Annotated in this window: 11 protein-coding genes; 4 read left to right on the top strand and 7 right to left on the bottom strand. The window is 70.2% G+C overall.

The window, feature by feature from the left end:
- Positions 1-99 precede the first annotated feature (99 nt).
- Positions 100-5784 (bottom strand): glycosyl hydrolase family 18 protein, encoded by a 5685-nt coding sequence (locus ACH34R_RS39725; RefSeq protein ID WP_397566770.1) that lies wholly within the window; start codon positions 5782-5784, stop codon positions 100-102.
- A gap of 621 nt (positions 5785-6405) precedes the next feature.
- Between ACH34R_RS39725 and ACH34R_RS39720 the strand changes: the two genes are divergently transcribed.
- Positions 6406-7239, top strand: coding sequence for a carbohydrate-binding protein (locus ACH34R_RS39720; RefSeq protein ID WP_397566769.1), 834 nt, complete (start codon positions 6406-6408; stop codon positions 7237-7239).
- 49 nt (positions 7240-7288) lie between these two features.
- On the opposite strand, the gene ACH34R_RS39715 is transcribed toward ACH34R_RS39720, so the two are convergent.
- Positions 7289-7711 carry a hypothetical protein gene (locus tag ACH34R_RS39715; RefSeq protein WP_397566768.1) on the bottom strand — a complete coding sequence of 141 codons (423 nt, stop codon included), beginning with the start codon at positions 7709-7711 and terminating at the stop codon, positions 7289-7291.
- A 100-nt stretch (positions 7712-7811) separates the two neighbouring features.
- Here ACH34R_RS39715 and ACH34R_RS39710 point away from each other — a divergent pair, with 100 nt between their 5' ends.
- Entirely contained in the window at positions 7812-8522 is a 711-nt protein-coding gene (locus ACH34R_RS39710) for a DNA polymerase beta superfamily protein (protein ID WP_397566767.1), read from the top strand.
- Between the two features lie 17 nt (positions 8523-8539).
- Here the strand turns inward: ACH34R_RS39710 and ACH34R_RS39705 are convergent, their stop codons facing one another.
- The 3 genes from ACH34R_RS39705 to ACH34R_RS39695 are packed head-to-tail and all read right to left on the bottom strand — an operon-like array spanning position 8540 to position 18846.
- Positions 8540-9013: a hypothetical protein gene (locus ACH34R_RS39705; protein WP_397566765.1), complete on the bottom strand. Its 474-nt coding sequence runs from the start codon at positions 9011-9013 to the stop codon at positions 8540-8542.
- Entirely contained in the window at positions 9010-15345 is a 6336-nt protein-coding gene (locus ACH34R_RS39700; RefSeq protein ID WP_397566764.1) for an RHS repeat-associated core domain-containing protein, read from the bottom strand. Before ACH34R_RS39700 ends, ACH34R_RS39705 begins: the two co-directional genes overlap by 4 nt.
- Positions 15346-15396: 51 nt before the next feature.
- On the bottom strand, positions 15397-18846 hold the full coding sequence (locus ACH34R_RS39695) for a LamG-like jellyroll fold domain-containing protein (RefSeq protein WP_397566763.1): 3450 nt from the start codon (positions 18844-18846) through the stop codon (positions 15397-15399).
- A 723-nt stretch (positions 18847-19569) separates the two neighbouring features.
- On the opposite strand from ACH34R_RS39695, the gene ACH34R_RS39690 reads away from it, so the two are divergent.
- Complete coding sequence (locus tag ACH34R_RS39690; protein WP_397566761.1) at positions 19570-20367, top strand: SAM-dependent methyltransferase; 798 nt, start codon at positions 19570-19572, stop codon at positions 20365-20367.
- A 60-nt stretch (positions 20368-20427) separates the two neighbouring features.
- Here the strand turns inward: ACH34R_RS39690 and ACH34R_RS39685 are convergent, their stop codons facing one another.
- Positions 20428-23853 carry an AfsR/SARP family transcriptional regulator gene (locus ACH34R_RS39685; RefSeq protein ID WP_397566760.1) on the bottom strand — a complete coding sequence of 1142 codons (3426 nt, stop codon included), beginning with the start codon at positions 23851-23853 and terminating at the stop codon, positions 20428-20430.
- 135 nt (positions 23854-23988) lie between these two features.
- On the opposite strand from ACH34R_RS39685, the gene ACH34R_RS39680 reads away from it, so the two are divergent.
- Positions 23989-24687 carry a DUF998 domain-containing protein gene (locus tag ACH34R_RS39680; RefSeq protein WP_397566759.1) on the top strand — a complete coding sequence of 233 codons (699 nt, stop codon included), beginning with the start codon at positions 23989-23991 and terminating at the stop codon, positions 24685-24687.
- On the opposite strand, the gene ACH34R_RS39675 is transcribed toward ACH34R_RS39680, so the two are convergent.
- Positions 24671-25060 carry a hypothetical protein gene (locus ACH34R_RS39675; protein ID WP_397566758.1) on the bottom strand — a complete coding sequence of 130 codons (390 nt, stop codon included), beginning with the start codon at positions 25058-25060 and terminating at the stop codon, positions 24671-24673. The genes ACH34R_RS39680 and ACH34R_RS39675 overlap by 17 nt on opposite strands.
- Between the last annotated feature and the right edge of the window lie 74 nt (positions 25061-25134).

The raw sequence follows: 25134 nt of genomic DNA, 5'->3' as shown, positions 1-25134 counted from the left end.
TCGATGAGGTGTCGGACTGGCCAGGCCCGCCGTTCTTCTGGGAAACACCCCCGCCCCGGCCGTGTCACCGGCCGGGGCGGGGGCGTCGAGAGGACAGGGTCAAGAGGTTCTGGGTTTGGGCAGGGCGGGCTTCATGTGGGGGTCGGGTTTGCGGCCTTCACGAGGACCGGCCGGTGGAGCGGCCGGTGGGGGTGCCGTGGTGGTGGTGGGCCGGTTCGGGGTTTGCCGGAGGGTGGCCGCGCCCGGGGCGGGGCCGAGTTTCTTCCAGGCGCCGCCCTTGCCGGGTTCGTCGGTGGCGGTGGTCCACCAGTTGGCCCGCCAGTAGAAGCCGTTCCAGATGACGGTGCTCGCGGTGGTGCCGTCGAGATCACCGGCGACGACCTCGGTGCCCGGCCGGTTGCCGCTGTTCTTGCCCTCGGCGACGTACGCGGGCTCGTAGGAGTCGTCGGCGAACGACACCAACTGGTAACCGGTTCCGGCGGCGGGGGTGCCGGTGGTGATGATGTCGTCCTCACCCGGCCGCATGGTGCGCAGTTGCCACCACTGGTGCGGCTCGTCGTCGCAGTCGTGCACGCTGAGCGACTTGAGGACCCCGTCCGCCTGGAGGCATTTGCCGCGGCTCTTGATGCGGTACCAGCCCGAGCCGCCGTCCTCGTCGACGCTCCACAACTGGTTCTCGTTGCCCGGCTGGTTGTCCACCAGGTGGGGGGTGTCCCAGGATTCGGGGTGGTCCAGGACGTTGCTGCCGACCCAGTCCACGATTCGCCAGTCGTCGCCGTCCTTCTCAAAGGCGAAGGTGCCGCGCGGGTTGTAGGGGTGCGGCTCCCACTCCTCGGCCTGGCAGTCCACCCCGTCGGCCATCTCCGGGGTGACGGTGGTGGCGTCCTTCTGGTCGTTCTGGGTGGAACCGTAGGTGCGGGGGCCGGTCTTGAGGGTGACGTTGGCCGGGCCGGTGAGCGGCAGATAGTGGCGCAGCACGATGTCGTGGCTCGCGCCGGGCGCGATGTCCTCGCAGTAGCCGAGTTTCACGGTCACGCGATGGAAGTCGGCCTTCAATCCGCCGATGTTGCTGCCTTCCCGCCCCTTGTCGATGACGACGTTCTTTCCGAATTCCTGGTAGTTGCCGTCGCGCAGGATCGGCGGCGCCGAGGTGGGGATGTCGAAGGCGATCTCGGTGCCCGACGGCAGCGCGACGTCGGTGTCGTTGGTGATGCGCAGCTTGGGACGCATCGGGTAGAAGGGGTCGTCGTTCGGGAACTCCGGGTCCTTTCCTGTGGGATAGTCCACCAGCTCGGCCTTCACGTCGACGACGTGGTTCGGCAGCGTGGTCTCGCCCGCGCGGGTGGTCTGATAACCGCCGGAGCCGCGCAGTCCCTCGTCGAGGCGGGTGGTCATGTCATAGCCCATGCCGTAGTCGCCGCCGCCGAGTTCGGTGTAGTCGCCGGCGAGTTCCCACATCATCACGCCGCCGAGCTTCTGCTCCTTGACGTAATCGATTTTGGCGTCGAGCGAGGCGTTGTTCTCCGTGGACAGGAACACCTTCTTGTCGGCGTTCCACAGCCAGGGGGCCTTGAGCGTGTCGTCGTACTTCTCCTCGTAGGTTCCCTTCAGCTGGCCCTCCTCCCTGCCCGCGTCGGTGTAGGCGCGTAGGTAGTTCGGCGCCCTGCCCTTCTGGAGGTTCTTGGCGTGCCACATCGGATTGGAACCGGACGCCACCTCCTGCCCGGCCCCGCCCAGGTCGTGCCAGAGGTTGTCGATGCCGACCGCGCCGTTTCCGCAGGCCACGGGGGTGGACGAACCGGAACCTGGCCCTGTGCCGGGCTGGCACTGCCCCTGGTCCGGCAGGGCCGCGGTGCCCCACAGACCGTCGGTGCCGCCGGCGACGTTCCGCCAGCCGCGGGTGTAGTACGGAATGCCGATGTTGATCCGGCCCGGCGGCAGCGCGCCGCGGTAGTAGTGGTAGGCCCAGTCGACGTTGAAGTAGCCGGTCTTGTCGTACTCCTTCGTCGTGTAGAAGTCGGCGTCCTCCAGCTCGTTGTCCTTCCCGTCGTCGTACAACGGGGCCTGCGGGCCGACGAAGTGGTTCCACGAGCCGTGCATGTCGTAGGTCATCAGATTGACGAAGTCCTGGTACCGCAGCGCCTCGCCCGCGTCGAAGCCGCGGACCAGGTAGCCCGAGGCCGAGGCCGCGGAGGTGAGCAGGTAGTAGCGGCCCCGATCGGCGCCGGCCCGGTCCAGTTTTTCGCGCAGCGTCTTCATCAGCGCGTTGTAGCCCTTTTGCAGGCCCTTGCGGCGGGGGTCGGACAGCTCCCAGTCGGCGGGGTTGCCGGCCTTGGGCAGCGCGCTGGGATATTCATAGTCGATGTCCACGCCGTCGAACGCCGCTTTGTAGCGGTCGAGGAATTCGACGACCGAGTCGGCGAACGTGTCGATGCCGGACTGGTTCACGCTGCCGTCGGCGTTGGTGGCCATCGCGTAGAAGTTCCGCGTGTCGGCCCAGCCGCCCACCGAGATCAGCGTCTTGACCTGTGGGTGCCGTTTTCTGAATTTCGCCAGCAGGTTGAAGTGTCCCTTGTACGACAGGCCGGGATCGGGACGGGCGTCCACGGCGTCCGGCCACGTCATGCCGGTGGCCGGGTTGTTCGGGTCGGTGGTGTCGCCGACCGAGATCTTGTTGCCGTCGACCTTCGCGAACGCGTAGTTGATGTGGGTCAGCTTCGACCACGGGATGTTCGGCACCAGATACCGCGGCTGGTTGTTCGCGCCGGTCCGCCAGCCGGTGAAGTAGCCGACCACCCGCTTGTCGCGTCCGCCGCCGCCCAGCCATTCCCGGCCGTCGGCGTCGTAGGCCAGGCAGTACGGGGTGTCCACGCCGCGGGTCGCGGTCAGGCCCTCGGGGCGGCACTGGGAGTGCGGGCCGGGCACCACGGCCTTGTTCTGGCGTCCGTCCTCGCCATTGTCGTAGGGGACGCCCGCGGCGATCTTCAGGTCCTGCCGGTTCGGCCGTACCCCGCCGGTCCAGTCGAAGATGCTGCCGCGCAGGCTCGGCCACATGACCGTGAGGTCCACGACGCTCGTCTCAAGCCTGCTCTGCCGCAGATCGGAGAGCATCACCAGCACCGACACCACCTGGTTGCCGGAGATGAGATCGACCCACATCGCCGTCGGCCGCTGGTGCCGGATCAGCGCCGCGTCCACCCGCTTGGCGAACGGGGTGAACGCCAGCGCCGGGATCGCCTCGGCGATGGGGGTCGGCTCCACGAGCCAACTGTCCTTGTTGGCGTCGATGGTGACCTGCAACACGCCCATCATGTTGTCCCGGAAGACCAGCGCCCGGTTCTCCTGGTCACCGACCGCGGCGTCCACGCCGGACTCGAAGACGGTGCCCCGGAACGGGTGGAAGAAGTCCCTGATGGGCCCGGGGCCCTTGACACGCTTGTCGTTGCCGGTCTCGGGGTCCAGCTCGACCCGCACGTACTGGTCGCCGCGGAACAGCATCAGCTCCTTGTCGTACCGGGTACGCGCCTCGAAGACGGCGTCGATGCCCTCGGAGAAGTCGGTGCCGCGCAGGCTCGGCCAGTTGTCGCCGGTGTCCTTCACCGCACCGAGCCAGCCGTCCGACTTACCGATCGGTACGTCACCGGGATGGATCGTGCCGTCGATGTCGGCGTCCGGGTTGAACCGGGCGTAGACGCCGTCCTGGAACAGGTAGTGGTCGGCGAGCCGGAAGCCCTCGCCGCGCCACGGATCGACGGTCTCCACGGCGTCGTCGATCGGCGACCTGGTCAGCCTCGAATCACCGGGACGGTCGCCCGGCCGCCCGACGCACGGGAAGTACTTCTGCCCCGACTCCCCGATCTTCTGGACGGCGTCCGACAGGCAGGCGCTGAGGGCGACCTGGCCGTGTGCGTTCGGGTGGATGGCCTCCGCCAGCTCGCCCGGCGTGGTGAACCCCTGGATGAACCGGACCCACTCGGACTCGTCCGCCGGCATCGGATCGGACAGCGATTCGCCGGACTTCGCCTGCCGGGCCGAGCTCGCGCACAGCTCGTGCCCGGCGAACGCGTCCTTCAGGTCGAGGAAGGCCACGCCGGCGCCGTTGGCCGCCCTCCGCAGCATGTCGCCGATCCCTTTGATGGCCCCTTCGCGCGTCCACGTCAGGTCTTCGTCGTAGAAGGGGCAGCCGCCCTGGGTGTACCGGTCGTAGTGGTCGCCCGGGTACCGCATGTACTCGGTGGGGGGCAGCGGGGACGGGTATGACTGGAGGACGAGCCGGTAGCTGCCCTCGTCCTGCCCGGCGTCGCTCATGGTGGCGCGGATGGTGGAAAGGACCTTGGAGACGTCCTTGCCCACGTCGCCGAGCCGTTCCTTGAGCATCTCGTCGGCACCGTCGCGGCAGGCCGGGCCGTTGACCATGAACGTCTGCACGCACCCCTTCACGATGTCGGAGAACCCGAGGTCGTTGCCGCCGATGGACACCGCGATCGTGTGCACCTCGAACTCCGCGGCAAGCTCGGCGAGCTGCTCGATCTGCGGCTTTTCTCCCTTGAAGGAGTCCGAGAGCAGGTGCTTGGTCTCGGCGCCCGAGCACGCGATGTTGAACCTGCGTTCGCGCGGGACCCCGGGGATCTCGGCGCCCTTGATCTCCGCGACGTCGGAGCGGTGACAGGCGTCGCTGCCGTCGCCGTTCTTCTCATAGACCTGTCTGCCGTCGGCGGACCGGTCGGTGCCCCAGGAGTCGCCCCCGGAGGAGGTGTTGGCGTTGCCCTGCCAGCGCCCGCCCTCACCGGAGATGTAGCTGTCCCCCATCGAGACGGCCGCGAGCTGGAGGTTCTCGATGGGACAGGCTTCCTCGGCGGCGGCGCGCGGCGCGTTCGCCGGCGTCGGTGACGTGCCGCCCGTGCAGGTGCCGGTACCGGCGGCCCCGAAGAACACCGGCCAGTGGTCGGAACCGTACCTCGACACCGCCCGGCTGGCGTTGTAGCCGTTACCCGCGCCCTTGGCCACCATGAAATCCAGTTCGGCACCGTGATCGTGGGTTCGCGAGCCTTGCGAAATGATGCGCTCACCGGGGTCGAGATCCGTGATGCTGCTCAACGCGGCCTGATTCTCCGCGAAGTTGAGCTTCGCGGCACCGGTGAGCCTGTTCCGCGAAGCCCGCCATGCCTCCGTGTCCTCGGTGGGGAACCTGTTCCAGTCGCCCATCGCGGCCCAGTCGCTGGTGAAACCGGCCACCTGGTGCAGGCTGGAGATGTCCTCGACCAGCGTGTCCGCGTTGTTGTTGGCGCGTTTCGGCGCCGTGGTGGCGTGGATGGAGTAGTACCAGGCGCCGTCCACCTTCACACCGAGAGCGGGAAAAGCGCTGTTCCCATCCCAGTCATCCCGTACATTGACCACGTGCACGTCCGTGGCCACGTTGGCGACGTCCAGGGTGGTGACGATCGCGATACCCCGGTTGTTGGAATTGGTCCGGATCACAAAGGCGGTTCCGCCGTCGCCGGAAAGTGTGTACTCCTCGACACGCCAGCGCAGCGGGGACGAGGTCGTACCGTCCGTGTTGAGGTGGCGCACATCGTGATTCGTGGCGGTGAGGCCCAGGAACGGTCCGTTGACCACTTCCTGGAGGGCGGCGACCTTGACATCGTGGTCACGCATCAGATCGGCCACCTTGCCCGCGGTCTGCCCGCTTCCGTGCAGGTTCCAGGTCATCGCGACCTGCGCGACGGCCGCCTGGGCGGACGGTGGCTGCGGTACGACGACGAGGAGCCCGGCGACCAGCGTCAAGGCCAGCAGGTCGGCCGCCCGGCGCCTCCATCCACGACCTAATAATCGAGACATTTGTCCCTTCCCAGTACGCGTTATGACAGCGTGCTTCTGGACTGGCGACGGCGACGGCGGGGATGACGAAAGGCGGAAGCGGGCACAGAGCAGATAGGCGGTTGGTACGGTGGTGGTCCGCCTCTCGGTGACCTTGAGGCGGACGGCAGGCTCCCGTGCTGCAAATGGTCCGCCCGGGTGCCCCGTCGTGGTGTCGCCGGCGGCCGGAAAGTGCGCGATCACCCTGCCGCTGAGCGCAGCGTAGTTCGGCAGGTGTCCACTCGACAGTCCACTTTTTATCCATTCGGCGCCGAAGTCATGGGCCGTCATGAAAGGTTGTTCGATTCGGCCCGCCCGGCGACCGGAAAAGTGGCTCCCTATTTCGTGCGGTGATCTCCGGATCGCCGTGGCACCTCATATCAATCGGCACCTGTCACGCCGCTATATGGAATCCGCCATAACTCCGATGTTATAGATTTCTGTAGGGTACTCAGGGTAAATACGTGGTGCCAGCTTCGGGTGTAGCGGCCGGGGCTTACAAGCACACGAGCCGCACGGTAAACCCCCCAGAAAACCAAGGAGATCACTGTGGACGCCGAGCACACCGGTGCCCCAAGAGAGCCGGAATCCGGAAGGGGCGGCAAGGTCATTTCGCGGAAGACCCTGCTGAAGGCCGCCGTCATGGCCGCGCCGATCCCCATCCTGGTCCCCCAGATTCCCGCGCTCGCCCGCAGCGTGGCCCCCGGGCAGACCCTGGAGCCCACGCCGTACTGCCAGGAGCCCGAGGACCGCACGCCCGCCCAGACCGAGGGCCCGTACTTCAAGCCGAACTCCCCGCAGCGCGACACCCTGACCGGAGCCGGCACCCGCCTCGTCGTCAGCGGCTACGTCTTCAACCTGGCGTGCCAGCCGATCGCCAACGCCCTGCTGGACTTCTGGCAGGCCGACAACAACGGCAACTACGACAACGTCGGCTACAACTTCCGCGGGCACCAGTTCACCAACGCCCAGGGCCAGTACCGGCTCACCACGATCGTCCCCGGCCTGTACCCGGGCCGCACCCGGCACATCCACGTCAAGGTCCAGGCCCCCGGCCGGCCGGTGCTGACGACGCAGCTCTACTTCCCGGGTGAGCCGCGCAACAACACCGACACGATCTACGACCCCCGCCTGCTGATGACGATCAGCTCATCCGGCGGGCAGCGCCAGGGCGCGTTCGACTTCGTGCTGAACATCGCCGGCGGCCCGACCGGCGGCCCCACCGGCACGGCCCAGCCGACGACCTGGCGGCCGGGCGTTCAGTACCAGGTGGGCCAGACGGTCGTCTACCAGAACGTGACCTACCGCTGCGCGCTCACCCACACCTCGCGCACCGGCTGGGAGCCGCCCAGGGTCCCCACCCTCTGGACCCGTGTGGGCTAGCCCCGCAGTGCTCCGGCGCCGCTCCCGTGCGAGCGGCGCCGGATTCCGGTCAGCGAAACCAGTAGTCGAGGTTCCCGGCCTCGATGTCCGCCTGGTGGCGCCGGATCACCGACCGGTCCACCCACATGGTGGCGGACCAGAGCACCGCCGCCGACAGCGCCAGCCAGCCGTAGGAGTATCCGCCGAGGAAGGACAGGATGGCGCCGAGCCACCCTGCCAGCGCGCCCGACCACCGAGGCATGGCGATCAGGTAGTCCGGGTCGCGCCGCCACCACCACCAGGCGTGCAGGCTCCTGGTCAACGCGACCACCGCCACCCAGGTGAAGATGAACGCGGCGATCACCCATCGCCGGTCGCCCGTGCCGACGGCCATCACCAGCAGCACCGCCCCGGCCGGAGTGCCGCAGCCGCCGAGCCCGAGCCCGGCCAGCCACCGTGACGGGAGCCGGTCCCCGGAGATCACTCTCCCCATGACCTTCACGGTAACGCGTGACCGTCGCGGTAACGCGCCGGAAAACGTGCGGACGTCGCTTCGCCGATGCCATAGCCTGCCTGCGGGGTGACGGGCGCATATGACGGAGCTGATGGGCGTGGTGGGCCCGATGGCGCACGGGCTGGCCATCGACGATGACGATCCGAAGGTCATCGGTGTGTACATCGCCGACCCTGTGGACGTCTGCGGCCTGCACGGGCCCGCCGTGCTGACGCGTACCTACGTGGGTCCCGACCATGGCGCCCTCACGATGCACGAGCTGTACAAGTTCGCCACCCTCGCGCTCCAAGCCGATCCCGCGGCGAGCGAACTTCTCTGGCTCGACTCCCACTCGGTGCGGACCGAGGCGGGAGACGCGCTCGTCGAGAACCGCACGGCGTTCCTGTCGGCACTGAACGTGCGCGAAGCGTACAGGAAGGCCGCACGGCACATCTTCCGCCGGTTCGGGGTCCCGCCGCACGGGATCGTGGACGACCTGTCGGCCGACGAGATCGCCGAGCTCACCAGAGAGCAGGCACGGGACTGCGTACGGCTGCTACGGCAGGCGCGTACGCTGCTGAAGACCGGCCAACTGGTGATCGACATGTCGGCACAGCGCGAGGACGTCTTCGCGGCGGGCGAACTCGCCACCCGCAACCCCAAGGCGTTCTCCGCCTTCGTCACCAGGACACTGGCGGACCTGGAGTCGATCGACTCGGTGCTACCGGACACCCCCGACACCGCCCGGGTGGACGCCCTGCTGGTGGAGTTGAGGATGGCCGCCCTCCGGCCGGGCGGCGCCGCCCGCTGAGAGCGGCGCCGGCGCCTTCACCGCCGGGGATCCGGGAACCCCAGGCGCGCCCGATAGGAGTGCATCCGATCCAGCAGGGCCGCCCGATCGGCCGGCTCGTCGTCGAGCAGCACCAGGGGCGGATCGCCGGTGGCGCATATCCCGTATATCTGGTCGGCCACGCTCTCGGTGAGGATGTGGTCGAAATGAAAAGAGCCCTCGAATGCCAGCCAGGCCACCGAGCCGGAATGCTCGCATGCCGTACGCAGGCATGCTTCCAGCCGCTGCCTGAGGTCCTCGGGCAATACCTCGAAGACGAAGTCGTATTCATAGACCAGCGGCAGCCGGGGAAAGCCGCGATCGTCTTCCAGACGGTAGGTGTTCGTCCGCCTCGGACCGTGTCGTCCCCACGCGCCGGCGAAGTCCGGCGCGGATGAGGCCGGGGAGATCAGGAAGAGGCTGACCACCGGAGTGATCCCGTCCCAGCGGATCGCGTCCAGCACACCGTTCACTGAAGACCCCACTTCACCATGTTCTGCGGGCTGGGCACCAGCGCCGAGATCACATTGCCCTGGTAGTCCCCTTCCTTTGCGACGAACACTACGACAGTGCGGCCGTCGACCTTTCCGGCGAAGGCGCGGGCCTGCGTTCCGCCCATCTTCCAGTTGAAGGACTTGCTCGGATTTCGCAGCACCGGCGACACCTTCTCCTGGAAGATACCGGCCTTATGGGCGACGCTACCTTGATTCGGAATGATTCCTTCATCGACCAGGTGTCGCATCGCGTGGCCTCCGCCACCACGCATGTTCGCGAAAGCGGAGCCGACGGTGTCGTCTGTGAAGCCGATCGCTGGAGGCGGGGCGTTCGGGGCGGTCCCGGGCTTCGCCGCCTGTGCGCCCCCCGGCTTGGCCGCCGTCCCGCCGCCCCCCGATTTGCCGCCCGTCCCGCCGCCGCGGCCGAGGGCGTTCTTGACCTTGCCTGCGGCCTTGCCCGCCGCCGCGGCGACGGTGCGGCCGGTCGCGGTGGTGGCGAGTTTGCCGAGTACCGCGCCCGCGCCCTTGCCGATGACGCCGCCCGCCGCGCCGGTGATGGCTCCGACGGCGGCGGCCTTGACCGCGCCTCCCGCGCTCCATTCGTCGCGGGGGGTGGAGACCAGGTAGCCGGCCATGCTGCCGGCGGCCCCACCGGCGGCGGCGCAGCCCACGCTGCCGGCGCCTCCCGTGGCCGCCAGGCAGCCGCCCGTGACGACGACCGCCACCGTGACGCTGACGATGGTGGCCTTGTGCTCTTTCCAGATGTTCTTGGCCTTGCAGCCGAAGCTCCAGCGTCCGCAGGAGGGCGGGTTGCCCGGCGGGGGCGGCGGCGGGTACGAGACGAAGTGGATGCCACCGCCGCTGCCACCGGGGTTTTTGATGGGGGTCACACGGCAGGACGGGCACGGTTGCGCGCCGCCGTCGTACATCAGGCCGGTGGCGTCGGAGCCGGTGACCGGGTTGTTGTCGGCGTAGGCGTAGCCGTTCCAGCTCTGTGGGTCGCTGACGTCGAGGACGGGGTCGATGGAGATGAAGCGGCCGATCTCGGCGTCGTACTCGCGGGCGCCGAGGTGGGTCAGGGCGGTGGCCTCGTCGATGGTGCCGCCGACGAAGCCCTTCTGGCCCGGCCAGAAGGACGGCGGGAGGCCGCGCTGCCGCCCGAAGGGGGTGAAGCGGCGGCGGTTGGTCGCCTGGGCCGCAGTGTCCTCGACGGAGCTGTCGGCGGTGCCGTGGTGGTCGGCGCCCAGCCAGGTCACGCCCCTGCCGGTACGGGTGGCGATGGTCTGCCCGGCGAAGTCGTAGTAGCGGGTGGTGTTCTTGGCGCCGGTCCTGGTGTCCAGCCGGATCTCCATACCGGCGAGGTAGAGGGTGGTGGAGGTGGGGTCGCGGCGGATGAGCCGGTCGCCGCCCGCGTCGTAGACGTACGTGCTGACGCCGGAGGGGTCGGTGGACTTGGCCAGGTGGCCTTCGACGTCCCATTCCAGGGTGCGGCCCGAGCCGCGTGCGGTGGTGTTGCCGACCTGGTCGTAGGCGTAGGCGTCGGTCTGGCCGTCGCGCGCGCCGCCCTCGTGCCCGACCGAGGTCAGCGTGTGCGGCTGCGGCTTGCCCGCCCCGGCGTACGTGTAGGTCTTGGTGATGTCGCCGGTGGCCCGGTGGTCGATCTCCTTGGTGCGGTTGCCGGCGACGTCGTAGGCGAAGGACTGCCAGTAGGGCGCGGGCCCGCCGACGACGCTCTGCGTGGGGTCGGCGGCGCAGTCGCCGGTCGAGGTGGTCCAGGCGTCGGTCAGGCGTTGCAGGTGGTCCTGGCGGAAGCACTGGACGTCGGGCGTCTGGCCGGACGGCGTGTCCGCGATCTTGGTGATGTTGCCCGAAGGGTCATAGGTGTAGTTGGTGTCGGCGATCGAGATGGGGGCGGTCTCCCGCTCGAACACCGAGCGGGTGAGCCGGCCGGTGCCCTCCTCGTAGAAGTTGGTCTCCTTGACCCGCTTCAGGCCGGTGCTCATCGTCAGGTCGAGGACCTGGCCGAGCTTGGAGTAGGTCGTCGAGGTGACGTAGTTGGTCAGGCCCCGCATCGTGACCGGGTTGCCGAGGTCGTCGTAGTCGTACAGCAGGGTCTCGCCGAGCAGGTCGCCCGCTGCGGGTAGCACGGTCCGGTGGACGGTGCCGTCCGGGTTGTAGTCGGTGGCGGTCTTGTACGTGCCCGCGAGCGCGCCTTCGGCGGCCGGGATGACGGTCTGCGTCCCGGTGGCCCGGTAGGCGTTGTCGAACCCGGTCACGGCGCTGCTGTAGGCGTCCGTCGCGCCGGTGGCGGCGTTCTTGACGTACCGGGTGGCGCCGGTCGGCTGGCCCTTGACCACGGTGCCGTCGGGCAGCTTGTCGAACGTCCACTCGGCGAGCTTGGTCCCCGCGGCGGAGGTGCCCGCGTACTCGGCGATCTTGCGGCCGAGGGCGTCGTAGGCGAAGAACAGGCTGGTGCCGCGCGCGTCGGTGACCGTCGTGAGCAGGTCGTTCTTGTCGTCGTAGGTAAGCTTGGTGGTGCCCTCGCCGGGGTCGTCCACCTGGATCATGCGACCGCGCAGGTCATACCGGTAGGTCCGGGTGTTGCCCGCCGCGTCGGTGATGCTGGCCGGCTGCCCGGCGCGGGTGTAGGTGAACTTGACGGCGTCGTGGTCGCCGGTCGGGGCGTCGCCCTTGTACTGGCGGACCTCGACCGTCTCGCCCTGCCCGTTGGTGATCGTGGTGGTCGGGGTGGCCCCGGGGGGCGGATCGACGCTGACGCGGTCGCCGCCGTAGGTGGTCGTGGTGCGCCACTGCTCGGTGCCGCGCTTGCGGAAGATCTCCGCGGTCGGCCACTCCATGCCGTTGTAGACGGTGACGTTCTGGCCGGGTACGTCGTCGTCGCTGCCCGGCACCCACAGCGTGCCGCCGGGGGCGCCTTCGGCGTAGTAGTCGGCATTGGTCTTGTGGACCAGGCCACGAGTGTCGTACAGGGTGTCGTTGACCAGGCGGCCACCGCCGGGGGCGGGCTGCTGGGTCTGGCGGGCGCGTAACAGCCCGTCGTACAGGGCGTAGCCGGTGGTGTAGGTGGCGTTGTCGGCGCGCAGGGTCGAGGTCGTGACGGTGGTCGGGCCGTTGGCGCGGACGTCGTAGCCGAACTTCATGTTCGGGGTCGATGCGTACCCGGCCTTGGGGTGGCCGGGCAGCCACACGCCGGTCAGCCGCCCGAGCGGGTCGTAGGCCAGGTCGGCGCGCTTGCCGTTGGCGTCGGTCGTCGCGGTGGCCAGGCCCCAGGCGGGCTCGATCTCGGTGGTGGTGACGTGGCCGAGCGCGTTGGTCTCCTGCTGGGCGGTGACCGGGCCGGTGGCCGGGGTGTAGACCGTCTTGGTGGTGGTGCCGTTGGGGTCGGTGACCACGAGGGGGCGGCCGTAGACGTCGAAGGTGGTGGAACCTGCGGTGACGTACCGCGGCCCGCCGTCCCACGAGCCCAGCTTCTCGGTCCTGGTGACGTCCCCCTTGACCGGCGCGACCCCGAACGCCTTGCCGTCGTAGTACTTGCGCACGTCGGAGACCACGTCGCCGGGACGTTCGGGGGTGGCGGTACACGCCTTGGTGACGGTCTCCACGCGGACCGCGTAGGAGACCAGCCAGCGGGCGGTGTCGCGAGCGTAGGTGGTGCTGATGCACTGGTCGTCGTCGGTGGTGGCGTCGTCGCCGAGGTCGTTGACCTCGGTGGGCAGGCCGTCTGCGTTGTAGGCGGTGTCGGTGGTGGCATGCCGCCAGCCGCCCGCGGCCAGCGCGGTACGCTCGCGGGTCCTGCCGGTGCGGACCATGTGCGCGGTGGTCGTCGCCCAGGGACGGACGCGTTTGGCGGTCTGCTTGGTCCAGTAGCCGGTGATGGTGCCGGTCATCGCGGGCCCCGAGGGGCCGTCGTAGCGGATCTCCTCGCGGACCTTGCCCTGCAAGGGCTCGGCGTCGGTGACGGCGGTGCCCGTGGAGTCGGTGACCTTGACGTCCCGCCTGCCGCCGCCGGACAGCTCGTCGCCGTCCATGCCGCGGAAGTAGGTGAACTCGGCCTTGGAGCGCTGCTCGCCGGGCGCGCCGCGCAGCACCCGCACCTTGCCGTACCCGCGCCACTGCGACCAGGTCTTGTACTTCTCCTTGGTCAGCCCGTCGTCGTCATCGCGGTGCCAGGCGCCGCCGCCGAGGTACTCGTAGGTCTCCAGCACGTCGGGCGCGCCGCCGGTCCGGTCGATCTGCTGGACCTGCGTGACGACGTACTTGTGGAACCAGTCCGGCTTGGGCGAGGTGGCGCCCTCCGGGGTCCAGTACTGCGGGTAGCAGCGGCGGGTGTTGGCGTCGGGCTCGGGGGTGTGCCCGGCGACGCAGTCCTCGTCGGAGTAGGTGATCGACAGCGCGCCGCCGGTCTCGTTGTCGATCGCCGAGACGCGCCACTTGGTCAGCGGCGGGCGTCCCTCCAGGGCGTCCACCCGGTTGGGGCGCTGCACCCCGGCGAACCGCACCTGCGGCAGCGAGGCCGTCCCGCCGACCTTCCCGGTGTGCTGGATCCCGGCCAGCCACAGCGCCGCCGCGGTGCCGTCGCCGGGCGCGCGCATCTGCTGGTCGAGGGTCCAGGTGTCGACGTCCTTGTACGCGCCGCCCGACGCGACCTGCGTGGTGACGGCGGCCAGCCGCTTGCGCGTCCAGAACGTCGGCGAGTACCGGTCGATGCACTTGTCGCCCGCGTCGCAGTTCTGGTCGAAGGGGACCTCGGGCCAGTACTTGGCGTTGTCCTTGGTGAACTTGCCCTCGGCGCAGTCGAAGGCGGCGGACGGGATGCACCGCTCCCTGACGTCGAAGACGACCCGGGCCGGCGCCGGGGAGGTGAAGATCGCGTCCGCGCGCTGGCCGTAGTCGATGCGCTTGAGGTGGCCGCCCCGGTCGTAGGAGGTGGGGGTGCCGTTCGGGACGCCGTCGGTCAGGGTGGTGACGTCGCGGCGGTAGTGGTTGGTCTCGCGGCCGTACCAGAAGGTGCTGACCGTGCCGTGCGGGTCCACGACGTAGTCGAGGTTCCACCGCCATGCCTGCCGGCACCAGGACTCGGAGAAGGTGTCCTTGTGGCAGGGTTCGCCTTCGTCGTCCCCGAACACCGGGACGGTCCAGGTGGACTGCGTCTCGGCCTTGCCCTCCGACCAGCGCGGCAGGTGACCGAGGCCGAAGTAGTACTGGGTGCCGTCGGGGGTGGTGACGCGCCAGTGCTCGCCCTCGTTCGCGCCGTTGTCGGCGCCGGACAGTTTCTCGATCTTGGAGCCGTCGTCCTCGCGCGGCTGCCAGGTGCCGGTGTCGTCGTCCCGGATCAGTTCGGTGGCCTGGCCGTTCAGCGAGAGGGTGGCGTTCTGGTTGCCCCAGCACTGGTCGTTGCGCTTGGGGGTGACGCCGTCGTCGGCGCACGCCTTGTACCGGCGCTCGATGAACCCGGGCCAGTAGTCGAAGCCCTCGCCGATCCAGGACGCCTGGTTGTTGGTGGCGACCGTGCGGCCGTCCACGCTCCCTGAGGAGTAGACGAAGTCGATGTTGGGAGTGGGGCCGCCCGGAGTCGGCGGCAGCCGCAGCGGATAGTTCCAGGAGAACGCGCCGCTCTGGTTGCTGACGCTCCAGGTGGCCGACGGCGACAACGACGTCGCCTCGTACGTGCCCGCCGGGCCGGACGGACCGGCCTCGGCGGCCAGCGTCGCCGGGCCGGTGTCGGCGAGGCCGATCTCGGCGGTCAGGCGGCCGGTCTTGATGTCGTTGCGGGTGGGCAGCGGCGTTCTGGCCTGGCATCGCGGCTGGTCGGGGGTGGTGGCCGCGCAGGCGGGCAACCGGACCAGGCGCAGCCGGGAGGCCCAGTCGCCGCCGTAGGCGTACCGGAAGCCCGAGTAGTCCACCTCGACCGTCACGCGGGTCCCGCGCGGGGGGCGGGCCTGCGGGGTGAGCCGGATGCCGAGACCGGTGATGCCGGATCTGCCGGCGGTGGCGGCGTCCATCGTTCGTACCTGGACGCTGTCGAAGCCGTTCTTCACAGCGGCTTTCAGGCTCACCGCCGCCGTCCAGGAGACCGGCGGGGCCCCCTTCAGGGCGTACGCCGCGCCCGGGTCCGTCAAGGGCCCGCGCGCCCGGGCCGCGTGGCCGGGCACCGGGCGTTGCTCCTGGGCCTTCTGCCAGGGCGGATCGCCGCTGGTGGCCCGTGCGTTCGTCGGGGCGGCCAGCGTGGCCGGTACCACGACGGCCAGGATGGCGGCGACCTTGCTCCAGCCTCGCTTGGAACCGAGCACGGCTTCCTCCGGGGGTGGGTGAGCGTGAGCGGACGTCGGAGACCCGGAGGTCTAGGAGTCGATGGGGAGGTTCATCGCGATGTTGAGGACCTGGCGGTCGGTCAGGGTGCCGGTGTAGGCGCGGACGTCGTCGATGTCGCCGCCGAAGTGGTCCACGGCGGCGCCGTTGTATCTGGCCCGGCCGATCTGCATCGCCCCGGCCGGCCAGCCGCCGGTGACCGTCCGCTGGTCGTTGAGCTGGCCGTTGACGTACAGGCGGATCTGCTTGGCCTGCTCGTCGTACACCCCGGCCAGGTGGGTCCAGGTGTTGAGCGCCGAACAGTCGATGGGCTCGGCGGAGGAGGCGTGCGTGAGCGCGCCGACGGCGGGGTCCGGGGTCGTGGAGAACGACCAGCGCGGTACCCGCACGCCGTTCTCGCCGAAGATCCGGTGGCTGAGGTAGAAGGAGCTGTAGGTGGCCCCGTCCTGGGCGAGGACCGTCATGTTCCGGCCCGGTAGCGTGCAGGTGTCGTCGCCGGCCAGGCGCACCCACGCCGTCACCGCGAAGCTGTGGTCGGTGCGCAGCGGCGCCGACGGGGTGGCCGCGTAGCCGGTGGTGCCGTTGAGGGCGAGCACGCCGCCGCCGTCGAAGCCGTCGTCGGACCAGGCCGCGCCGCCGCCGAGCGTCGCGGGCCAGCGGCTGTCGATGGTGTTGGCGGCGGTGGTACCGGTGCCCTCCTCGAAGGCCCACAGGCCGCGCTGGATGGGCGGCTGCTTGGCCATGGCGGCGATCTCGTTGCCGAGCGCGGGGTCGTTGACGGTACGCGGGTCGTCGGAGAGCTCCCGCTTCCAGACCTTCACGTCGTCGATGTCGCCGGCGAAGTTCTCGATGTAGGTGCCGTGCCACTTGACCCGCCCGATCTGGAGCGGGCCGGTCGCGTCGAAGGGCGTGTAGGGGTAGTTCCCCGTGGCCGCCAGGAGGCCGTTGACGTACAGGCGCAGTTGCTTGCGCGGCGCGTCGTACACGCCGGTCAGATGGGTCCAGATGCCGGTCATCGCCTCGGTGTCGCTGATCGCGTAGACGATGGTCTTGTCATCGACGTCGGCGTCGAACTTGTTGAAGACCCAGCGTTTGGAGTAGGAGGCGTAGTAGAGCTGGAAGCCCGAGCCGCGGACGGCGTCCTGGCTGGCCACGGTGTAGTTCTTGCTCTTGTCGTTCAGCAGCACCCAGGCCGAGACGCTCATGCTCCGGTCGGTGTGCACCACCGGGCCGTCCGTGCTGGCGTACCCCGTGCCGCCGTCCAGGCGCAGGCCGCCGGCCACGCGGGCGCCGGCCCAGCTCGCGCCGCCGGTGATCGTCGCCGGGTGCGTCGTGGCCCCCGAGTCGGCCGCCGTGGTGCCCGAGGTCTCGTCCAGCTTCCAGTGGCCTTCCGGGCCGAACCCGGCGTTGACGTAGAAGCTGTAGACGGCGGGGGTCTTGCCGACATTGCCCGCCCGGTCCACCGGGAAGACGTACAGGGCGTTCAGCCAGTCGTGGCGGGGTGCCAGGCGTACGTTGACGGAGGTCTGCCCGGCCGGGATCGCCACCTGGGTGGCGGCGGTGGCCAGCGCCGGGTCGTCCAGCGCCCAGCGGAAGGCCGTCACGTCGGTCTCACCCTCGGCGGGGGCCAGCGTGAACGCGCCTGCCCAGCCCACGCTGCCCTGCCAGGCGTCCGGGGTGTCGGCCGGGTAGTCCGCCGAGGTCACCTTGGGCAGGGTGGCGGGGTCGATCGTGTCCACGGTGAACTCGCACCACTTGCTCCAGGCGCTGGAGTCGGTGCCGTCGTACGCCTTGACCTTGTAGGAGTAGCTGTGCCCGGTGAGCAGCCCGGCCAGTTTGACCGCGTGGTCGGTGGCCGCGGTGGTGTACTTGTAGGCGGTCTTGCCGCCGCCCGGCATGGTCGAGGTGACGTCGTCCCAGACGCCGGTCGCGGCGTTGTAGTGGTGCAGGACGAACTCGGCCCGCACGCCGTCGTTGGCCTTGTCCGGGTCGTAGATCTTGGCCTTGAGCTGGAGCGGGTTCGCGGCGTCGCCCGCGTTGACCATGGGCCTGGCCTCGCCGGTGACACACGGGGTGGCCGGGTACGTGCCGATGCCCGACGGGGCCGCGGGCGGGGTGTTGTAGTCGATGACCAGCTTGGGCGCGGAGCTGAAGCCCTTCCAGCCCCACACGCCGCTGCTGGTGTCGTTGCTGTCCTTCAGCCCGAAGGTGGTGTTCGGCCAGCCGTTCTTGGCGGCCTGGACGATCGCGGGGGTCGCGTTGAACTCGATGCCCTTGTCCGGGCAGGAGGAGCTGTAACCGGCGTCGGAGGCGACGCTGCCCTGATGCTGGCTCCAGGTCGGCTGGTGGCTCCAGTTCGTGGACTTGGAGATGCCGCCGGTGAGCCAGAGCTGTACGGCCTGCGGGTCCGCGGTGCAGCCCCACGACTTGACCTGGGTGATGCGGAACGTCGCCTTCAGGATGTGCTTGCCGTTGACGTTGTCGGAGTCCATCCGGAAGTAGGAGCGTTTGAGGCCGCTGCCGTAGTTGCCCGCTTCCGGCATGTGGCTGGAGTTCCAGTACTCCTGGGCGGGGTACGCCTTGTCCACGTACGTCCAGGCGAGCTTCGACCCGGACCACTGGGGGTCGATGTAGACGGGGTACGTCGTGCCGGGAGAGGTCAGCAGGCTCTCGTCCGGCTTGATCATCAGACGGTCCCGGGTCAGTTCCACGCCCATGACCGCCTGCTTGGCGTCGGCCGCCGCCGCTTTGAGCGTGGAGTTCGCGCCCGAGGAGTCCCACATGCGGGGCGCGGGCGCGTGGAACACCTCGGTCCCCGACTCGGTGACCGCGCTCAGGCCGCCGGCCGCCGTCTCGCGTACGCGCAGCCCGGTCGCGCGCAGGCCGAAGGCGAGTTCGCGCAGCGCCGGGTCGGCGGCGGCCTTCCTGGACTTGACCACCAGCACCTCGGAGAAGCCGAGCACCGACGCGGTCACCTTCAGGTCCACCCCCGGCAGCACCTCGGCGTACGTCGCGGTGTCCCCCGCGAGCACCGGCTTGGGCAGGCTGCGCGGCCAGGTCATCGCGACCGAACGGCCGCCGTCGCCGATGGCGGCCAGCGGGGCCGTCCCGCCGCCGGAGAAGGTGAGGTCCAGCGGGGTGGCCACGGTCCGCACGCTGCCGTCGGCGGCGAAGACCAGGCGCGGATCGACGTCGGCCCAGCCGCCGCCGCGCCGTACCCGCTCGGGCAGCGCCGAGGTCTCGGAGGTGAACGACCCGTCGGGGTTGGCGAACACCTGGCGGGTCTCGGTCCGCTGGGACAGCACCTCGACCGGCCGCTTGCCGCTGCGCGCCTGTGCCAGGGCCTGCCGCTCGGTCTGTGCGGGCGGCTGTACCGTCGCGGCCTGCGCGGGTGGTGCGGCGGGTGGGACACCGACCACCGTCAGGGAACCGGCCAGCAGCGACATGGCCACGATCAGAAGACCGCGGGGGGTGCGGCGCATTACGCCTCCAGACAATCCGCTTGTTGCCTGCGATTTTGAGGAAGGGCACTTCGTTTCGCCGCGCGCAATCCACGCACCGGCCGTTGCCGCTCTGAAAGAGCGAGGTAGAAGACTTACTGCGGGCACTCGGCCGGTTCGGCCGCGGTTCGCGCCGGGCCGTTATGAACGGGCGAAACCGGCGTGGTCGATCGGGCACCCTGCGTTGTGGTGACCGTCGTTCACCGGTACGGAGGTACTCGCTCCTGCGTGATTCGTGGCCTGGTCAGGGCCGGGACGGATATGGAGGCGAGGGTCACGAGGGCGAGTGGGATGCGTGCCGGGCGCATGGTTACCTGCCGTTCGAAATGCGAGCCGAGAGTGGACCGCTCGGCTACGGCGTTCCTTCGCACGGGCCATCACACCCCCCGAAAAGATCCCCTGTCACCGCTGGGCGGCTCGGTCATATTGACACTTCGTGAGTTGACCGGCAATCCCCGCTGCGACTTTTCGACGAGCGGGCTCCGCCTGGCATGAGACGCCGCGCATATGCCGCCGTATCGAGAATCCGCTCGACACGCACGGGCGGTCCCCGGGCGGGGCGCCGGCCGACCGGGGCGGCCGGGCGGCCGGCTCGGGGCGATATGAAGAACGAATTAGCGAGAACCTGGTACCTGAATCCCGCTGCCGTGGGCCATAATGGCCAGAGATCGACACGGAGGTGCGAGGTTGGCCGAGGACAGGCAGGTGGGAGTCAATCTCCGGACCAACGTGCCCCACTCGGCACGCGTCTATGACTACTTCCTGGGCGGCAAGGACAATTTCGAGGCCGACCGCACGGCGGCCGAGGACGTCATCAAGATCGCCCCGTACATGCCGACCTCCGTGCGCGCCAACCGCGACTTCATGATCAGGGTGATCCGGCACCTGGCGGCCGAGCGCGGCGTCGACCAGTTCATCGACATCGGCACCGGCCTGCCCACCTCGCCCAACCTGCACGAGGTGGCCCAGGGGGCCGATCCGGCCGCGCGGGTCATCTACGTGGACAACGACCCGCTCGTCCTCGTCCACGCCCGCGCCCTGCTCACCAGCACCCCGCAGGGCAGGACCCGCTACATCCAGGCCGACCTGAACGACCCGGACGCCATCATCGGCTCGCCCGAGGTCCGCGAGACCTTCGACTTCACCCGTCCCGTCGCGCTGTGCCTGATCGCGGTCGTCCACTTCATTCACGACGATGACACGGTGCGCTCGATCATCGATCGCCTGATGGAGGCGCTGCCCGCGGGCAGCTTCCTGACCCTGTCCACCATCGCGCTCGACAGCGCGCCCGGCAAACTGGTCAGCGAGGCCGTCGCCCAGTACAACCGGCGCGGGATCATGTCCAAGGCCCGCACCAGGGCGCAGATCGAGGGGCTCTTCGACGGGTTCCGGCTGATCGAGCCGGGCGTGGTGCCGGTACACCGCTGGCGGCCGGACGCCACGGCGCTCCCCGTGGACGACAAGATGGTCTCGATGTACGGCGGGCTGGCCATCAAGGACTGACCCTGGCGGAAGCGCGCGCCCGGCGCGGCTGGTGGTCTGCCGGGGGTTCCGGCCGATCGGCTATCTCGTGGCGGTGCCGTACATGCCGGAGGCCGGGTCGGCCGCGGTGGTCGCCGACTGCGTGTCCAGGTTCCAGCCTTCCGCGTACGCCGTGGCGAACTCCGCTTCGCCCAGTGCGGCCTGCCCCCGGCGGGTCAGAAGGCGGACCTGCGGGTCGGTGTGGTCGTGTGCGCCGCGCAGGCGGGCGGCGGCCCCGAGCAGCACGGCCGACTCGTGCCGCCGCCCGCGCGTCTCGGCGAGCGCGGCGGCGTTCACCGCCACCGGCGCCAGGGCCGGCAGTTCCCTCGTCGCCAGCGCCGCCGCGTACGCCGCGCGCAGCGCCTTGTCCGCGCCGGGCAGGTCGCCGCGCGCCACGCAGAGCGCGGCCCGTGTGCCGCCGACCTGCGTCCGGGCGTGGTCGGCCGGAAACGCGGTGTCGCCGCGCAGGCCGCGTTCGGCGGCGTCGAGCAGGGCGGCGGCCCGGTCCAGGTCGCCGAGCCGTACCCGCAGGTCGGCCTCCCGCGCGTCGACCAGGACCAGCATCTCCGCCGAGGACGCGTGCAGCGCCCGCTCCCGCGCCGAATCGATCAACGCCATCGCCCGCCCGGTGTCACCGCGCCGGATGTACACGTCGATCCAGCGCAGGTCGCTGTAGAGCTGGTCGCCCAGGCTGAGCGACCCGAACCCGGCCGCCAGCGCGCGGGCCTCGCGCAGGTCGGCCAGTGCGCCGTCAAGGTCGTCGTACCGGCGCAGCCGGGCGCGCATCGGCAGCGTGGCGGCCTGGGCCCAGCGGTCGACGACCTTCCGGAAGCAGGTCAGGGCCGCCTCCACATGGCCGCGCATCCGGTCGAGCGCGCCCGCGTTCTCGGCGATCTCGGCCAGGAACATGTGGGCCAGCCCCGACACCCACACGTCGTCGTCGCCGGCCAGGCGCTCGAAGATCGCGAGCGCGGACTCCTCCTCCTGTAGGAACATCAGGATCGCGCCGGACACCCGGTGGTGGCTCGGCAGCTCCGGATGCGCGAGCAGCCGGTCGGCCAGCTCACGCATCTCCGCCCGGTCGTCCGCGGCCTCCTCTGCGGTGATGCCCGACAGGATGTCCGACCGGTTGAGCAGGTACGCGGCCCGCAGGCAGTCGCGCTCGGGGGTCGGAACGCCGCCGGGCACCGCCAGGGCCTCGCCCAGCCAGTAGGCGGCGTCGGAGTGGCGGCCGGACATCTGCCAGTACCAGGTCAGCGTCAGGGCGAGGGCGGTCGCGCCGGGGGCGTCGCGGGTGGCGCACAGGTGGCGCAGGGCGGCGAGCGTGTTGTCGTACTCGGCGTCGATGACCTTGACGGACGCCGGCTGGCCGGCCGCGCGAAGTCGCGCGTCGTGGCGGGCCATCAGCTCGGTGAAGTGAGCGGCGGCCAGGTCGCGGGCGGTGCGGAGATCGCCGGTGCCGGTGCTGATGCCGTACTCACGGATGGTTTCGAGCATCCGGTAGCGCCCGGTGCCGGGCGCGAGCTGGAGCAGTGACCGGTCCACGAGGGCGGCGAGCAGTTCGGGGATCTCGGCGGCGGGGACGGCGGTCCCGGCGCAGACGGCGGCGGCCGAGGCCGGGGTGACGCCGCCGGGCAGGATGGAGATCCGTTCGGCGACGGTGCGTTCGTGCTCGCTGAGCAGGTCCCAGCTCCAGGCGATGACCGCGCGCAGGGTGCGGTGCCGGGGAAGCGCGGTACGGCTGCCGGTGGTGAGCAGCCGGAACCGGTCGGAGAGCCCGTCGGCCAGGTCGGGCAGGGACAGCGTACGCAACCGGGCGGCGGCCAGTTCGAGGGCCAGCGGCATGCCGTCCAGGCCGCGTACCACGCGCACGATGTCGGGCAGTGTGATCTCGTCCACGTCGAAACCGGGGCGTACGGCGGCGGCCCGCTCGGTGAACAGGCGCACCGAGGCCGCTTTCCTGGCCTGTTCGACGCCGGCGTCGGGGGCGGGCAGCGCGAGCGGGGCCAGCGGCACGAGCGCCTCGCCGTCGACGGCGAGGGGTTCGCGGCTGGTGGCGAGGACGCGCAGCCCGGGGCAGCGTGGCAGCAGTGCCGCGACCAGGTGGGCGACGGCGTCGATCAGGTGCTCGCAGTTGTCGATCAGCAGCAGGCTCTCCCGGCCGCCGAACTCGCCGACCAGGGTGTCCAGTTCGTCACCCTCGACCCGTTTGCGAGCGTCGAGCATCGCGCCGCCCCGCAGCCCGATCCCGGCGAGCATGGCCGTGGCGATCTTCGCCGGTTCGGTGACGGACGCGAGATCGATGAGCCAGGCCCCGTCACGGTACTCGTGACGGTGACGGCGGGCGGCCTCCAGCGCCAGCCGGGTCTTCCCGGCCCCACCTGGGCCCAGGACGGTGACCAGGCGGCCCTTGGCGAGCAGGGCACGGACGCGAGCGAGGTCATCATCCCGGCCGATGAAGCCGGTCAACGGCACAGGCAGGTTGGTCGCTCGCCTCTGCCCATCCCCGGTACTCGCCTGTTGCCCGGCATCCCAGGCGGGCAGCCCGGTCGGCCCGATCGGACCGGCATCGGGGCTCGCCGGTCGCCCGGCGTTCCGGGCGGGCAGGTCGGGTTCGCCGGCCTGCCGCCCGGTTGGCGCTGCGGTGTTTCCGCCCGCTGAGCTTGTGGCCGGTGTGCCTTCAGGTACCTGGGCGGGGTGGTGGGGACGTAGCAGGCGCAGGTGGCGTTCGCGCAGGGCGGTGCCCGGGTCGGCGCCGAGTACGTCGGCCAGGGTCTGGCGTACGCGCTCGTGGACGGCCAGCGCCTCGGCCTGGCGTCCCTGTGCGGCGAGCGCGTCCATCAGCAGCGCCGCCGCCCGCTCGTGGGCCGTGTGCTCGGCGAGCAGCCCGGTCAGCCGGGCGGCGGCGGTCTCGGCCCGCCCCAGGGCCAGTTCGGCCTCGGCGAGGCCCGCGACCGCCTCGATCGACGCCTGTGCCAGCCGGGTCGCGACCGCGGGCGCGACCGCGGCGATCACCGCGGGTTCGGCCCCAGGTTGGTCGCCCCACAACGCCACGGCCTCAGCCAGCATCGCGCCCGCGACCTCCGGTTCGCCCGCCCGCAGCCTCTCCCGGCCGGTGGCGGCCAGCCGCTCGAAGCGCAGCGCGTCCACGTCGGCGGCGTCCACCGCCAGCCGGTACCCGCCCGCGACCTGCACGACCATGTCAGTGACCGGGCCGCCGGCCGGGGTGAGGGCGCGGCGCAGCCGGGAGACGAGGGTCTGAAGTGCGGCGGCGGGGCCGGACGGCGGCTCCTCGCCCCAGATCGCCTCGGCCAGTACGCCCGGCTCGACCCTGCGGCCTCCGGCCAGCGCCAACCGGACGAGCAGGCCCTGCAACCGCGCGCCCGGCACGGGCAGGACGACGCCCTCACCGCGCGACACCTGAAACGTGCCGAGCAGCGTGATGCGAAGCCGTGCATCCCCGTCCATCCCTCAATCTTCGCGCGCTCTCTCCCCCGCACGACCCCAAAGCAGGGACCGCCGGGTGTAAGCGCCGTGTTCGCACCGTGTCAGTGACCCGCCGCAGTCTTCGCATGCCGTACCACTCCAGCCAAGGAGCGAACCTTGAACACCAGCGAACTCGAATCACCCGACCGGCTCCCGGCCGCGCGTCGCCGCGGCGCGGGGGCGGCGCTCATGGCCAGCGGAGGCATCTTCTTCGCGGCCGAGTTCATCACCGCGGCGGCGTGGACCGACCCGCCCTACAGCTACACGTACCACTTCATCAGCAACCTCGGAGTTCGCGGCCCCTCGACCGCGTTCGGGCAGGTCATGAACTCGCCGCTCGCGTCGGTGATGAACTCGGGCTTCTTCCTCTTCGGGCTCGCCGCACTGGCCGGCGTCGCCATGCTGAGAGGACTGCCCGGCAGACGCCACTGGCCCGCCATCGCGATGGCGGCCCTGCTGGCGGCCGGCGGCATCGTACTCGCGTTCTTCCCGGGCTCCGGTGAAGTGGCGGACAACGGCGCGCCCGATTATCACTTCCTGGGCGCCGTCCTGGGGTTCCTCAGCGGCAACGTGCTCATCATCCTCATCGGCAGGATGTACCGGCTCCTCGGATTCTCCCGCGGAATGGGAAGGGGCCTGGTGGTGGCCGGAATAATCGGCTTCGTCTCACTGGTGGCCTTCGGAGCCGTCCTCGGTTCGGGAGCCGGGCTCCTCATCGGCCTGGTCGAACGCGGAATCATTTACCCATTCCTGATCTGCTTCATCATTGTGGGCGCGGCACTGCGGAAGCGTGGGATGGTCAGCCGGTGCCGGTGAGCGTGACGGTGTCCTTGCCGTTGGTGCAGACCTGGTCGACCGATTCGGTCCGCAGTTCCGAGCAGGTCCAGGTCGATCCCTCGACCTCCATCGTGAAGGTCTTGTCCGGGGTTTCCCGCTGCATCTCGCCGTATGCGTTCGAGACGTTCGCCGCCCTCATACAGGCGATCTCCTTGCTGTCGGCGGACTGCACCCACAGGCCCATGCCGTTGTAGCCGGTCCCGCACTGGGTGTCCTCGCCGGGCGTGGGAGGGTCCTGCGAGGCTCGATGGGCCGTTGCGACGGCCCCTTGCACGGGGGCGGCACCGGCGCCCGCGAGGGCGATTCCGATTCCCGCCGCCGTCATGACAATGGCCGAGCGAATTCGATGCATGTCATCCTCCGAACCTGAGTGTGCCGAGCGCGCGATTACGTGTGCGCCTTGCCTCTCCGGTCGTTCGGCTGTCA

The organism is Spongiactinospora sp. 9N601 (assembly GCF_044326295.1).
In the GTDB taxonomy this organism is placed as follows: domain Bacteria; phylum Actinomycetota; class Actinomycetes; order Streptosporangiales; family Streptosporangiaceae; genus Spongiactinospora; species Spongiactinospora gelatinilytica.
Note: the sequence above shows the minus strand (reverse complement) of the source record. Positions and strands in the feature narration are given on the sequence as shown.

Excerpts from the sequence above, each read along its gene's own strand:
- ACH34R_RS39715 (WP_397566768.1), bottom strand. The coding sequence starts at position 7,711 with ATGGGGAGAGTGATCTCCGGGGACCGGCTCCCGTCACGGTGGCTGGCC.
- ACH34R_RS39710 (WP_397566767.1), top strand. The coding sequence starts at position 7,812 with ATGACGGAGCTGATGGGCGTGGTGGGCCCGATGGCGCACGGGCTGGCC.
- ACH34R_RS39695 (WP_397566763.1), bottom strand. The coding sequence starts at position 18,846 with ATGCGCCGCACCCCCCGCGGTCTTCTGATCGTGGCCATGTCGCTGCTG.
- ACH34R_RS39685 (WP_397566760.1), bottom strand. The coding sequence starts at position 23,853 with ATGGACGGGGATGCACGGCTTCGCATCACGCTGCTCGGCACGTTTCAG.
- ACH34R_RS39675 (WP_397566758.1), bottom strand. The coding sequence starts at position 25,060 with ATGCATCGAATTCGCTCGGCCATTGTCATGACGGCGGCGGGAATCGGA.